13 protein-coding genes are annotated in these 14,056 nt (G+C 64.3%); 5 read left to right on the top strand and 8 right to left on the bottom strand.

Annotation, left to right across the window (positions count from 1 at the left end):
* The gene (locus tag CH251_RS04215; RefSeq protein WP_094611988.1) at positions 1-687 is read left to right on the top strand and encodes a pyridoxamine 5'-phosphate oxidase family protein; all 687 of its coding nucleotides are present in this window, start codon (positions 1-3) and stop codon (positions 685-687) included.
* Here CH251_RS04215 and tgt read toward each other — a convergent pair.
* From tgt to CH251_RS04180, 7 genes are all read right to left on the bottom strand, one after another.
* Positions 641-1,879: a tRNA guanosine(34) transglycosylase Tgt gene (gene tgt / locus CH251_RS04210; protein ID WP_094611987.1), complete on the bottom strand. Its 1,239-nt coding sequence runs from the start codon at positions 1,877-1,879 to the stop codon at positions 641-643. The genes CH251_RS04215 and tgt overlap by 47 nt on opposite strands.
* Before the next feature lie 34 nt (positions 1,880-1,913).
* Complete coding sequence (locus CH251_RS04205) at positions 1,914-3,860, bottom strand: ABC transporter ATP-binding protein (RefSeq protein ID WP_306436827.1); 1,947 nt, start codon at positions 3,858-3,860, stop codon at positions 1,914-1,916.
* A gap of 8 nt (positions 3,861-3,868) precedes the next feature.
* Positions 3,869-5,599, bottom strand: coding sequence for an ABC transporter ATP-binding protein (locus CH251_RS04200; RefSeq protein ID WP_094611985.1), 1,731 nt, complete (start codon positions 5,597-5,599; stop codon positions 3,869-3,871).
* 92 nt (positions 5,600-5,691) lie between these two features.
* Positions 5,692-7,980, bottom strand: coding sequence for an MMPL family transporter (locus CH251_RS04195; protein ID WP_094611984.1), 2,289 nt, complete (start codon positions 7,978-7,980; stop codon positions 5,692-5,694).
* Positions 7,981-7,982: 2 nt separating this feature from the next.
* On the bottom strand, positions 7,983-8,621 hold the full coding sequence (locus tag CH251_RS04190; protein WP_094611983.1) for a TetR family transcriptional regulator: 639 nt from the start codon (positions 8,619-8,621) through the stop codon (positions 7,983-7,985).
* A gap of 86 nt (positions 8,622-8,707) precedes the next feature.
* Positions 8,708-9,166 (bottom strand): Rrf2 family transcriptional regulator, encoded by a 459-nt coding sequence (locus CH251_RS04185; RefSeq protein ID WP_094611982.1) that lies wholly within the window; start codon positions 9,164-9,166, stop codon positions 8,708-8,710.
* Between the two features lie 60 nt (positions 9,167-9,226).
* Complete coding sequence (locus CH251_RS04180; RefSeq protein WP_256978798.1) at positions 9,227-9,862, bottom strand: heme-binding protein; 636 nt, start codon at positions 9,860-9,862, stop codon at positions 9,227-9,229.
* 105 nt (positions 9,863-9,967) lie between these two features.
* On the opposite strand from CH251_RS04180, the gene CH251_RS04175 reads away from it, so the two are divergent.
* The gene (locus CH251_RS04175) at positions 9,968-10,873 is read left to right on the top strand and encodes a sterol desaturase family protein (protein ID WP_094611980.1); all 906 of its coding nucleotides are present in this window, start codon (positions 9,968-9,970) and stop codon (positions 10,871-10,873) included.
* Here CH251_RS04175 and CH251_RS04170 read toward each other — a convergent pair.
* Entirely contained in the window at positions 10,854-11,543 is a 690-nt protein-coding gene (locus CH251_RS04170) for a YceI family protein (protein WP_094611979.1), read from the bottom strand. The two genes, CH251_RS04175 and CH251_RS04170, sit on opposite strands and share 20 nt — an antisense overlap.
* A 120-nt stretch (positions 11,544-11,663) precedes the next feature.
* On the opposite strand from CH251_RS04170, the gene CH251_RS04165 reads away from it, so the two are divergent.
* The 3 genes from CH251_RS04165 to CH251_RS04155 all read left to right on the top strand — a co-directional run.
* The gene (locus CH251_RS04165; RefSeq protein WP_094612133.1) at positions 11,664-12,674 is read left to right on the top strand and encodes a PHP domain-containing protein; all 1,011 of its coding nucleotides are present in this window, start codon (positions 11,664-11,666) and stop codon (positions 12,672-12,674) included.
* Positions 12,671-13,585: a S9 family peptidase gene (locus CH251_RS04160; RefSeq protein WP_094612132.1), complete on the top strand. Its 915-nt coding sequence runs from the start codon at positions 12,671-12,673 to the stop codon at positions 13,583-13,585. The genes CH251_RS04165 and CH251_RS04160 overlap by 4 nt, the downstream gene beginning before the upstream one ends.
* A 23-nt stretch (positions 13,586-13,608) precedes the next feature.
* On the top strand, positions 13,609-14,056 hold a 448-nt coding region (locus CH251_RS04155), incomplete at its 3' end, for a hypothetical protein (RefSeq protein WP_373454914.1).

Below are 14,056 nucleotides of genomic sequence, written 5' to 3'. Positions count from 1 at the left end.
ATGCCGCCGAACAACCACTATCACCACTTGATGTTCGGCCCTGCTGCGATTGCGCGGCAGAAGATCGACGGCAGCTACACCGCCTACGGCTCGCAGACCGAGCGTCCCGACGACGGCCCGACGCCTCTCGACACTCGCGAGAAGGCCATGATACGCGCGTTGGATCAGTTCCAGATCGCCACCGTCGCCGAGACCGGGTGGCCCTACATCCAGTATCGAAGTGGGCCGAAAGGCTTCCTGCAGGTCCTCGACGATCACACTCTCGGCTTCGCCGATTTCGCCGGAAACCACCAGTACGTCACGGCTGCGAATCTCGACCACGATGACCGCGTCGCACTGTTTCTGGTGAATTACCCTCTGCGGCAACGGCTCAAGCTCTACGGCCGGGCACGCACCGTCGAGAAGGCCGACGACCCCGAACTACTGGACCGACTGAGAAAGATCGGCGACACGACCGTCGCCGCCACGTGCGAGCGCAGCGTCGTCATCGACGTCGAGGCCTTCGACTGGAATTGCACCCGCAGCATCATCCCCCGCTACGACGCGGCATACCTCGCGGAGTTGTCCGAGGTCTACCAGCGCAAGGCAGCCGAGCGGGAACTGGAACTGCTACAGCGTATTTCGGAGCTCGAAGATCAGCTCACGCAGTTTTCGCAGCATAGAACCGACCCAAGAACTCCGTCTTGAATTCCGCGAAGCGTCCCTGATCGATGGAGGCACGGATGTCGTCGACGAGCTTGACCGTGAAGCGCTCGTTGTGGATGGTGCACAGCGTCGACGCGAGCATTTCCTTGGCCTTGAACAGATGATGGATGTACGCGCGGGTGTAGTGCGCGCAGGTGTAGCAGTCGCAGTTCTCGTCGATCGGGGTGAAGTCGCGTCGATGCTTGGCGGTGTTGATGTTGAAACGGCCCGTCGGCACGTAGATCGCCGCATTGCGCGCCACCCGTGAGGGATTGACGCAATCGAAGGTGTCGGCACCGTTCTCGATGGCGGTGAAGAAGTCGTCCGGCTCGCTGATGCCGAGCATGTGACGCGGCTTGTGCTCGGGCAGTTCCTCGTTCACCCACCGGGTGATGGTGCCGAGGTTCTGCTTCTCGAGTGCGCCGCCGATGCCGTAGCCGTCGAATCCTCTGCCGGTCTCTCCGGTGATGGTCTCGAGATCGTGTGCAGCCTTGCGTCGCAGATCCTCGTACTGCGCGCCCTGCACCACTCCGAACAGCGCCTGGTACGGCTTGTCGGCGCGCTCGACCGTGAGTCGTTCGTGTTCGAGGACGCATCGCTTGGCCCACGCCTGCGTCCGATCGACCGACTTCTCCTGGTAGCCGCGGGTATTCATCAGGGTCGTCAGTTCGTCGAACGCGAACATGATGTCTGCTCCGAGGCGATGCTGAATCTGCATCGACACCTCGGGGGTGAACCGATGTTTGGAGCCGTCGAGATGGGACTTGAACGTCACCCCGTCCTCGTCGACGTGTGCGAGCCGTTCCTTGCCCTCGGCGATGACGTCGTCGGACTGCACGCGAGAAGCGTCCATCGAGATGACCTTCTTGAAGCCCACACCGAGCGACATGACCTGGAATCCGCCGCTGTCGGTGAACGTCGGCCCATCCCAGTTCATGAACTTGCCCAGCCCACCCGCCTCGTCGACGATGTCCGAGCCCGGCTGCAGATACAGGTGGTACGCATTGGCGAGCACAGCCTGCGCGCCGAGTTCCTTCATCGCCTCCGGCAGCACCGCTTTGACGGTCGCCTTGGTACCCACCGCGATGAACGCGGGGGTGGCGATGTCACCGTGCGGGGTGTGGATGGTGCCGGTGCGGCCCAGCTCACCGTCGAGCCGGGTGCCGATATCGAAGCCGAAGCTGGAGGAACTCACCGCGTCAGTATGCCGCTCCGCGGCAGTGGTGCGGTTAAGTGCCCTCTGAGGCACTTATTCCTGCCACTGCGGCTCCAGCCGCATTCAGGCGGAAGTAGGCACCCCTGGCCGCGAGCAGTTCCTCGTGATTGCCCTGCTCGACGATGCTGCCGTTCTCCATCACCACGATGGTGTCCGCATCGCGGATTGTCGAAAGCCGATGCGCGATAACGAAACTGGTGCGATCGGTGCGCAGCTTCGCGGTGGCCTTCTGCACCAGCAGTTCGGTACGGGTGTCGACCGAGCTGGTGGCCTCGTCGAGGATGAGGATCAGCGGCTTGGCCAGGAAGGCGCGGGCGATGGTGATGAGCTGCTTCTCACCGGCGCTGACGTTGTTGCCTTCCTCGTCGATGATCGTGTCGTAGCCGTCGGGCAACGAGTGCACGAATCGGTCGACGTAGCTCACGCGCGCGGCCTCGAGGATTTCCTCCTCGCTGGCACTGGGGTCGCCGTAGGCGATGTTGTCGCGAATGGTTCCGCCGAACAGCCAGGTGTCCTGCAGCACCATTCCGGTACGGGCGCGCAGTTCTTCGCGGGTCATCTTCATGGTGTCGACGCCGTCGAGGGTGATGCGGCCGGAATCGATCTCGTAGAACCGCATGATGAGATTCACCAGGGTGGTCTTGCCCGCACCGGTCGGTCCGACGATCGCGACCAGATGACCGGGATCGGCAACCAGCGAGAGGTTCTCGATCAGCGGACGGTCGGGAGAGTAGCCGAACGAGACGTTCTCGAATTCGACGCGTCCTCGGCGCTCGGTGGGCCGCACTGCATCGACCGGGTCGGCGTCTTCTTCCTCGGCGTCGAGGACCTCGAAGATTCGCTCGGCCGACGCGACGCCCGACTGCACCAGGTTCACCATCGAACCCACCTGGGTGAGCGGTTGCGTGAACTGACGCGAGTACTGGATGAACGCCTGCACCTCACCGAGCGTGAGCGTGCCCGACGCGACCCGCAGCCCGCCGACGACGGCGATGACCACGTAGTTGATGTTCCCGAGGAACATGATGACGGGCATGATCATGCCGGAGATGAACTGCGCCCGGAAGCTCGACTGGAACAGCTTCTCGTTGCGGTCGCCGAATTCGCGTTCCACGTCTGCCTGACGGCCGAAGGCCTTGACGATCTCGTGGCCCGTGTACGTCTCTTCGATCTGCGCGTTGAGCTTGCCGGTGTGCTTCCATTGCGCGACGAAGTGTGGCTGTGAGCGCTTGGCGATGACGGCGGTGACCGCGAACGACGCCGGAATGGTCAGTACCGCAACGAGAGCGAGCAACGGCGAGATCCAGATCATGACGCCGAGGATCCCCAGCACGGTGAGAATGCCCGTGATCAACTGACTCAGTGTCTGCTGCAGGCTGGTCGAGACGTTGTCGATGTCGTTGGTGACGCGGCTCAGCGTCTCGCCGCGAGCATTGTTGTCGAAGTACTTCAGCGGCAGTCGATGCACCTTCGCTTCGACGCTGCCGCGCAGCAACAGGATTCGACGCTGCAGGGCGATGTTGAGGATGTATCCCTGCGCCCAGGCCAGCACCGCAGAGAGCACGTACAGAACCAGGACCCACATCAGCACGGTTCCGACCGCACCGAAGTCGATTCCGGCTCCGGGAGTCAGGTTCGTCCCGGACACCAGATCTGCGACGGAGTCGTTCCCATCCGCGCGCAGCTGGTCGATGGCCTGGTCTCTGGTCAGACCCGGATCGAGCTCGCGGCCGACGACACCGTTGAAGATGAGGTCCGTCGCGTGTCCGAGGACGCTGGGCGCGGCGACGGTCAGCACGGTGCTGGCGATACCGAACGCCAGCATGATCGACAGGAACACTCGCTCGGGAGCGAGCAGGCCGATCAGTCGTTTGAACGAGCCCTTGAAGTTGCGGGCCTTGGTTCCCGGCTTCACAGTCTTGGAGACGGGGGCGGCGTCTTCCTCTTCCGCCTTCGCCACCTGCGCGGTCACAGTGCACCCACGGCGTGCTGCGAGTCGACGATCTCGGCGTAGGTGGGGCAATCGGCCATCAATTGGTCGTGGGTACCCACACCTACCGGCTTTCCGTCGTCGAGTACGAGTATCTGATCGGCGTCGATGATGGTCGAGACACGTTGAGCGACAACGATCATGCACGCATCTCGCGTCACTGCCTTCAGAGCCGCACGCAGATTGGCGTCGGTGGTGAGGTCCAGCGCGGAGAACGAGTCGTCGAACAGATAGATGCTGGGTTTGCGGACCAACGCGCGGGCGATGGCGAGACGTTGCCGCTGACCCCCGGATACCGTCGTACCGCCCTGCGCGACGGGTGTTTCCAGTCCCTCGGGCATGGCGCGAACGAAGTCGGCTCCCTGCGCGATCTCGAGTGCCTCCCACAATTCCTCGTCGGTGGCATCGGATTTGCCGTAGCGCAGGTTGCTCGCGATCGTGCCCGAGAACAGGTACGGCTTCTGCGGAATCAGGCCGATCTCGGAGCGCAGCAGGTCCAGATCGAGTTCGCGGATATCGACCCCGCCGACGCGTACCTCACCGCCGGTGACGTCGATGAGTCGCGGAATCAGGTTGACGAGGGTGGACTTTCCCGAGCCGGTACCGCCGATGATGGCGGTGACCTTGCCTGCTTCGGCCCGCAGGTTCACCCCACACAGCACCGGATATTCGGCTCCGGGGAACGAGAATTCGGCGTTGACGAGCTCGACCGTTCCCGGCGAGGACGCGAAAGTCTTCGGTTTGTCGGGCAACACGACCGAGGATTCGGTGGCGAGTACCTCGCTGATGCGATCGGCACACACCGACGCACGGGGCACCATCATCGCGATGAAAGACGCCATCATCACCGACATGAGGATCAGCATGATGTAGCTCAGAAGCGCTGTGAGAGAGCCGATCTGCATCGTGCCGTCGTCGATCGCATGACCGCCGAACCAGATGACGGCAACGCTGGTGACGTTGCTGATGAGCATGACCGTCGGGAACATCAGGGCCATGAGCCGTCCGACGCGCAGGGCGGTATCGGTGAGCGCGCTGTTGGCCGCCCCGAAACGGTCGATCTCGAAATCCTCGCGAACGAACGCTCGCACTACGCGAATTCCGGTGATCTGCTCACGCAGAACACGATTGACCGCGTCGATGCGCTTCTGCATCGAGCGGAACGCCGGCACCATCTTGACGATGATCAGGCCCATGGAGATCGCGAGCCCGGGAACCGCGATCATCAGGATCCAGGACAACCCGAGATCCTCGCGCAGCGACATCACGATGCCGCCGACGCACATGATCGGGGCCATCACGACGATGGTGAACCCCATGACGATCACCAACTGCACCTGCTGAACGTCGTTGGTGTTGCGGGTGATCAGCGACGGCGCACCGAACTGGCCGACCTCACGGGCGGAGAACGTGCCGACGCGGTGCAGGATGGCACCGCGCAGGTCGCGTCCGACGCCCATGGCCGCGCGTGCACCGATGAACACCGCCGCCACCGAGCTGATGATCTGCACCGCCGACACCAGCAGCATGACGCCACCGGCCGAGAGGATGTAGCCGGTGTCGCCGGTGGTCACACCCTTGTCGATGATGTCGGCGTTGAGACTGGGGAGGAACAGGGCCGCCAGCGTGGCGACCAATTGCAGCAGAACCAGCGCGACGATCGGCATCTTGTACGGAGCCAGATACGTGCGCAGCAGGGGAATCAGCATGATGGCCGAAGATTACTCGTACACATGGATAACAGTCTCTCCGTTTTTCGAGTGTTGCGGGTAATCTTCGGCCGACCGGCCTGCAGCCGGAACTACCGGGACTTCTCCGGGGCCGTCTTCAGTTTGGCACCTTCGATGTCGACGTTGGGCAGGATCTTGTCCAGCCACTTCGGCAGCCACCAGGCCTTGTCGCCCATCAGGGCCATCACCGACGGAATCAGCACCATCCGCACGACGAACGCGTCGAAGAACACGGCAGCGGCGAGCGCGAATCCGATGGACTTGATGAACGAGTCCGGCTCGGCGATGAACGCGGCGAACACCGAGATCATGATGACTGCAGCCGAGGTGACCACGCGTGCGCCGTACTTGAACCCGTTGACGACGGCGTCCTTGGCGGCAGCTCCGTGAACGAATTCCTCACGCATGCGCGAGACGAGGAACACCTGGTAGTCCATCGCGAGGCCGAACACCACACCGATGAGGAAGATCGGCATGAAGCTGACGATCGGCTGTGGGTTGGAGATCAGGCCGAGGCCGCCCTCTTGGAAGATGAACACCGTGGCACCGAAGGTCGCGAGCACGCTGAGCAGGAAGCCGAGCGTTGCGGTCAGCGGCACCAGGATGGAGCGGAACACGAGCATCAGCAGTACGAAGGCCAAGCCGACGACCACTGCCAGGTACGGAACCAACGCGTCCTGCAGGCGTTCCGAGACGTCGAGCTCGAGTGCCGTCTGACCGGTGACTCCGTAGGAGACGCCGTCGCTGGCCACCACGCCCGGTTCGGCGTCGCGCAGATTCGCCACGAGGTTCTTCGTCTGCTCACTGTTCGGTGAGGACGACGGAGTGACCAGGATCTGTGCGGTGTCCCCGGCCTCGTTGACGGCGATGATCTGCGCGTTGGTGACGTCGGACTGACCGGTGATGGTCTCGACGACCTTGCCGAACGACGCCGTCCGATCGGCCTCGGCGACGCCTGAGGCGTCAGCGATGACCAGCAGTGGGCCGTTGCGTCCGGGTCCGAAGCCCTCGTCGACGACGTCGTAGGCCTGACGTGCAGGCGTCGACGGGTCGGCGGTCGCGGTGGACGGCAGTGCCAGCGACAGACCGGTGGTGGGTCCTGCGATGACACCGAGCAGCACGATGCCGCCGATGAGTCCCAGCGCGGGCCGCTTGACCAGGAATCGGGCCCAGCGAAGTCCGTTGGTGGGCGTGGCGTTCGGGTCTTCCGGGTCGGTGGTGTTGACGCCCTTGATCTTGCCCGCGAAGGCCTTGCCCTTGTAGAGGCCGAGCATGGCAGGCAGGAACGTCAGTGCGATCAGCACCGCGATGAACACCGCGAAACCTGCGGCGAGGCCCATCTGGGACAGGAACGGAATCCCGACGACGCGCAGGGCGACGAGAGCGATGAGCACGGTGGCACCGGCGAACACCACGGCCGAGCCCGCGGTTCCGACGGACCGTCCGACGGCTTCCTCTCGGTCGTCCGTCAACGTCAGTTCGTGGCGATAGCGCGCCAGGATGAACAGCGAGTAGTCGATCGCGACAGCCAGACCGATCATGATCGCGAGCACCGGCGTGAACGACGACAGGCTCGCGAAGCCGGACGCCGTGGTGATCGCCAGGCTCGAGATACCGATTCCGACGATGGCGGTGATGAGCGGCAAGCTGGCGGCCGCGGCGGATCCGAACATGATGAGCAGCACGACGGCGGCGACGGCCAGGCCGACGATTTCCGACGTACCACCGGGCGCAACGTTCTCCTGCGCGACGGTGCCGCCGAGCAGGACGGTCAGGCCGGCGTCACGAGCGGGCTGCGCGGCCTCGTCGAGCTCGGTACGGATCTGGTCGGTGACGTCGGCGAGTTCGACGTTGATCGGCACGGTGACCGTGCCGACGTTGCCGTTGGGGCTCAGCGGTGACGTGGCAGCGGCGTCGGCGGCCACCTGGTCGGCCGGGGTCCCGGCCTCCGTTGCCGCTTCGGTGTACCGCTCGATGATCGACTGGTTGGCCGCGACCGGATTGGCCAGTGCCGGAGCACCTTCCGCAGGCTTGGCCGCGTCGATCTTCTCGATCTCGGCGATGCTGGCATCGATGGCCGAGGTGTACTGCGGAGTGTCCAGCGTCTGCCCGTCGGGTGCCTGGAACACGTACTCGGCGCTGACGGCGGTCAGCGGATCCTCGGCGGAGCCGAACCGCTCGGACTGCAGATCCAGTGCAGCCTGCGCGGGCGTTCCCGGGATGCTGAAGGAGTTCGCGGTGGGACCGGACAGCGTCGCTGCGCCGACTCCGGCGAGCACCAGAATTGCAAGCCACAGTCCGAGGACGATGCCCTTGCGTCGGTACGCGAATCTTCCGATTCGGTAGAGATAGGTGGCCACTGTCAAGCTCCTCGGTTGGGTTCGGACGGTTGCGGCTCGGGAAGTCCAGCGCGCAGTTGGTCGAAGGCGTCCTCGATGAGGGCCCTCGGCGTCGATGCGCCTGCAGAGTCGTTGACCCAGATGTTCAGAGCGGCGGTCACAGCACCACCCACGGCCATCTGGAGCAGGTTGGGGTAGAGGTCGGTGTCGATATCGGTGCCGGTGCGCTCTGCGATGGCTTCGCCGAGTTTGCGGGTCAGCGATTGGTGCATCTCGAGCTTGCGGGCCATCAGGGCGGGGTTGGCTTCGATCAGCCGCGCTGCTGCGAAGGTGTCGTCCAGATCCCGGCCGGGGTCCGCGACGAGGTTGATTGCGATGTGCCGCAACGAGTCCCAGATCGGTTCGGTCGACGGCCTGGCGCGCAGGAGCTCGAACCATTCGAGGGCAGACACTTCGATGTGGTGGAGAACTGCTTCTTCCTTGTTGGAGAAGTAGTTGTGGAACGTGCGGGTGGAGACTCCCGCTTCGTGCGCGATGGCGTCGGCGGTGACCGCGTCGAAGCCGTGCTCCTTGCCCAGACGCACAGCGGCCATGCCGAGGGCGTCGCGGGTGGCGGCCTTCTTCAGATCACGAAGGCCCGTCGGAGAAGTCACGCTTACCAACCTACGGAACTTGCACTGTTCTGCAAGTTTGCAGTGGTGTGCAATTTTGTCGATCCCGCCACAGCCGGCACAGGATGTGACTCAGGTCATCGACGCGCCCACGCGGTCGGCTCGCTGATCAGTTCCCCGACGAAGTCCGGCAGGTCGTTCTCGACGATGTCCGCCAGCGACACCGCCTCGAGCACTGCACGCAGATTGACGCGTACGGCCAGCCACACCCGGGTGAGCGGCTCGGCCGGACCGGAATACTCCGCGTCCTCGGGCCGTTGACCGCGCACCGACGCCAACGGGCCCTCGACGGCCCTCATCACATCGGCAACAGAAATGTCCGACGCCTCCCGCGCGAGCCAGTAGCCGCCGTCGGGTCCCCGTCTACTGCACACGAGATCTGCGCGACGCAGATCCGAGAGCACCGATTCGAGAAACTTGTGCGGTATGCCCTGCGCCAAGGCCAGCGCCTCGGCCTTCGCGGGCCGCTGCCCACCGACCGCCGCGAGTTCGACAAGCGTGCGAACCGCATAGTCCGCCTTGGCCGTGATGTGCACGTTCAATTCCTACCATCGCAGTAGGGAATTAGCGAGTGTTCACCTGACCACCCCGACGTGTCATGAACCGTCCGGTATCGCCACGACCACCTCGTTACGACGCAACGGTGGCAAGGTCCAGGGAGGATCGTAGAACCAGGTCATCGGCTCACCCAGCATCTCGATGCCCTCGGCACGCAACGCATCGGTCAACGCCGCGATCTGCGGTTGGACGTCGCCTCGGCCGCGGCCACCGCTGAAACGCAGTACGGCGACCGTCTCCGCCGGAACCTCCGTCAACGTCACGCGGTCGTCGTCGGACTCGGGCAGCGTGTCCATCGTCCACTCGGACGGCATGAAGAACCGAACAACCCACCCGTCGCTGCCGGGTGTACTCGATACCGGCGCAGTCATGGCGATCTTCTGCGACCCTGCCGGTGATTGACTGACGGGAGCGGTCATCGCGACCCGTTTCTTGCCCCCGTTCCCACCGAAGATGTATCGAGCCAGGCGGCGGAAACCCTCCTGCCGTGCCTCTTCCTCATCGGCGTCGACGATGGTCTGCGCCGCGATGCGTGGTTCGTAACGACGGATCTCCACCGCATCGGTCAGTCGACGGCTCGTGTGCGGCGGTTCCTCGGTACCGACTCGGATACCGACGACACCCAACGCCGACTCGACCACCTGTCCGATCGTGAACGCGATTTTCTGCAACAAGTTCGACTCCGCTCTTTCGGCCGATGCCCCTTCCACGGTACGAGCCGTGGGGAAACCGGCCAGGAAGCGTTACACTCAACCTCTAATTGTCACGCGGGAGGTTCGATGAGCGAGTGGATCGGTTCGGCGTGGAATGCACTGCCCGAACCGCTGCGCGATCCCGTCGCGCTGGCCATTCCCGCGTTCGCACTGCTGTTGGCGATCGAGTGGATTGCGGCCGCGAAGCTCGAAGACGGTGAGCGGGGTAGCTATTCGGCTCGGGATGCGCGCTCGAGCCTGAGCATGGGACTGGTGTCCATCGCGACCACAACGGCCTGGAAGGCGTTGGCGCTGGTCGGCTACACGGCGATCTACGTCTACGTCGCGCCGTGGCATCTTCCGGCCGACGCCTGGTACACGTGGGTGATCCTGATCCTGGGCGTCGACCTGCTGTTCTACGGCTATCACCGCATCGCGCATCGAACCCGACTGATCTGGGCGACGCATCAGGCCCATCATTCGAGCGAATACTTCAACTTCGCGGCGGCGCTGCGACAGAAGTGGAACAACAGCGGCGAGGTCATCATGTGGCTACCGCTCCCCCTGCTCGGCATGCCGCCGTGGATGGTGTTCGTCGGCTTCTCGATCAACCTCGTCTACCAGTTCTGGGTGCACACCGAGCGCATCGACCGACTGCCGCGTCCGTTCGAGTTCGTCTTCAACACGCCCTCGCATCACCGCGTCCATCACGGCCGCGATCCGCAGTATCTGGACAAGAACTACGGCGGCATCCTCATCATCTGGGACCGCCTGTTCGGCACGTACGCCGAGGAGGTCGAGCGACCCAACTACGGACTCACCAAGCCTGTCGACACGTTCAACATCTGGACCCTCCAGACACACGAATACCGCAACATCGCGCGGGACGTTGCGGCATCGCGGTCGTGGAAGGAACGCGTCGGATATCTCGTCGGACCGCCGGGATGGTCGCCTGCGACCGCGAGAGAACGCGCTACTGCTGACTCAGATTGATCAGGAAGTCGACGGTTCCCGAGCCCTCGACAGTGACGAAGCCGAGCGACGGCGGTTCGATGCCGTAATCGGTCCACGTGGTGGGAATTGCGCCCGACGCGATGAGCGTGTCACCGGACTGCAGCACCTCCATCTCCACCGAGACCGGACGCGTCTGATCCTTGAGCGTCAAAGTGCCCTCGGCGGTGACGGTTTCGGTGGTGCCGTCCTTGGGCAGCGAGGACAGATCGATGGGCGAGTCGATGTTGAACGTCGCCGTCGGGTAGGTGGCGGTGTCGAAGATGTTGCCGCGGAACTGGCTGTCACGACGATCACTGTCGGTACTGATCGAGTTGGTCATGACGACCACCTGCCCCTCGGTGAGGGTGTCGTCGGCGATGACGACGTTGCCCGCGACCTCGGTCGTCGACCCGACGACGGTGACATCGGACCCGTTGAGCAGCTCGTCGACGGTGTAGCCCGCGGCGGTCGCGTTCGCAGCGTCACCTGGGGTGACGATCCACCGTCCATCGATGCTCTCGGTGCTGGCGGCTTGCGCGCCCGAGGTGGACACCGATGCTGCCGGGGCGTCGTCTTCTTGCAGCGATGCATAGATCTTGGGGCCGAAGTACAGCCCGAGCGCCACCACGGCGACGACAACTACTCCTACGATCCACCATTTCTTGGTCATGACTGCCGATGGTAGTTGCAGCTTCAAGCCGATGGGGAGTGAGCGACCTGGTAACTCCCTGAGAGTTTTGTCCGTTTACCCCGTGAACACGTGTCGGTACCGCCAGGCACAATGGACCGCATGGATCCGGTGGACGCACTTCGAGAGATCGGTTTCTGGCTCGAACGCTCTCGCGCGGACACCCATCGCGTCAAGGCCTACCGCCGGGCCGCAGATGTCGTCGAATCTCTCACGCCCGCACAACGATCCGAGCACGAGAAGGCAGACAGCTGGTCCTCGCTGACCGGTATCGGAGCCAAGACCTCGCTGATCATTCGCCAGGCTCTGACTCAGGACGTCCCGGACTATCTCCGCGAGCGACGAGACGCGGCAGAACCCATCGGCGACAACGAACTTCGCGCCGCGCTGAAGGGCGATCTGCACACCCATTCCAACTGGTCCGACGGCGGCAGCCCCATCGAGGAGATGATGCGCACCGCCGCGCGGCTCGGCCACGAATACTGCGCTCTCACCGATCATTCCCCGCGCCTCAAGGTCGCCAACGGCCTCACCGCCGAGCGCCTGCGCGCACAGCTCGACGTGATCGCCGAGCTCAACGAGCGGCTCGCACCGTTCCGCATCCTCACCGGAATCGAAGTCGACATTCTCGACGACGGATCCCTCGACCAGGACGAGGGTCTGCTCGCCGAGCTGGACGTGGTGGTGGCGAGCGTGCACTCCAACCTGCGAGCCGACTCCAAGACGATGACCAAGCGCATGGTCACCGCCATCGCCAACCCGCATGTCGACGTCCTCGGCCACTGCACCGGACGGCTCGTCGAAGGTGGCCGCGGCACCCGACCCGAATCGACGTTCGACGCCCCAGTGGTGTTCGAGGGCTGCCGCCAGTTCGGCACCGCGGTGGAGATCAATGCCAGACCCGAGCGCCAGGATCCCCCCGAGCGACTGATCGACATCGCCCTCGAGCGCGACTGCCTGTTCTCCATCGACACCGACGCCCACGCACCAGGCCAGCTCGACTGGCAGGGCTACGGCTGCATCCGCGCCGGAGCGCAGGGTGTGCCTGCCGAGCGCGTGATCAACACCTGGCCCCTCACCGAACTGCTCGAGTGGACGGCGCAGCGCGCGTGAATCGTCGTCATTTCCTCTCCGGTCTGCTGACGGTCGCGTTGGTCGGCTGCAGTTCGGCCGACACCGACTCCTCACCGAGTACCGCCGAGACGTATTCGGCTGCGCTGCAACCGGTATCGGGCCCGGCCGGGGATCCCATCCGACTGAAGTACGGATACGAACCGGACAACATCGGCGACCTGTACCTCCCCGACAACAACGCCACCTCGCTCCCGGTGGTGGTGATGATTCACGGCGGCGGATGGCAGGAAGACCTCGACCTGTCCTACTTCCAGCAGATGTCGACGGCCATCGCCGACGAGGGCATCGCCGTGTGGAACGTCGAGTACCGACGTGGCCCGAACAACTGGGCCAACACCCTCTCCGACGTCGACGACGCCACCGAGGCACTGGCAACCGTCGTACAGGGTGCGGCAGACGGGCGACTCGATCTCGATCGCGTCCACGTCGCCGGACATTCGGCCGGTGGCCAACTCGCCGCATGGGTTGCTGCTCGACACCTGATGCCGGTCGATGCGCCCGGAGCAGAACCGAAGATCAAGCCCCGCAGCGCCACAATCATGGCCGGCGTCTTCGACATGAAGCGGGCAGCCGACATCGGCGGCGACAAGTTCGTGCCTGCCTTCCTCGGCGGCATGCCGAACGAGGTGCCCGGACGCTACAAGATCGCCTCACCCATCGAATACCTCCCCCTCGACGTTCCACTGACCGCGCTGCACGGTGACGCCGATCAAACCGTCTCGGTGAACCAGAGCCGCGTCTACGTCGACGCCGCCACGAAGGCAGGCAGTACCGATCCCGAGCTCGTCGTGCTGCCCGGTGCCGGCCACGGAGCGTTCCTCGACCCGAAGAACCTCGCCTGGTCGACGGCGCTGAGCACCATCACCGGACGTGCGCAGACCCTGCTTTGAGCCGCAGGTGGTACACAGTTGCGATGAACGGAAAAATCGCGACCGGATTGCTCGGGCTGATCGTCGCCGTCTCGGTTGCCGGATGTGGCAACGACCCGTCGACCGAGGAAGCGTCGAGCACCACCGTCGCCGCACCGACGACGACTGCGACTTCCACGACAGTCCCCGCAACCACCACGGTCGACGCGCGCTCGCCCGCGCCCGAGCCGGCTCCCGCTTCCGAGCCGCCGCCTGCTGCCGAGCCTGCTGCTCCGACCGACGCAACCTCAGGCGTCACCGGTGAAGCGCTCTACCAGCAAACCTGCACCCAGTTTCTGCCGTCGATCGATGCGCTGGAGCAAACCGGAATCTCCGATCGCGCCGCATCGGTCGAGGGTCTGCGCACCGAAATGACCACCGCGCCGAGCTGGAACGACGTGCCGCCCGGCGATCAGAACGAAATTCTGCGGGGACTCGACGCCGCCGGTGCGG

Source organism: Rhodococcus sp. 06-462-5 (genome assembly GCF_002258315.1).
GTDB lineage: Bacteria > Actinomycetota > Actinomycetes > Mycobacteriales > Mycobacteriaceae > Rhodococcoides.
This window is presented reverse-complemented; position numbering and strand designations above follow the sequence as displayed.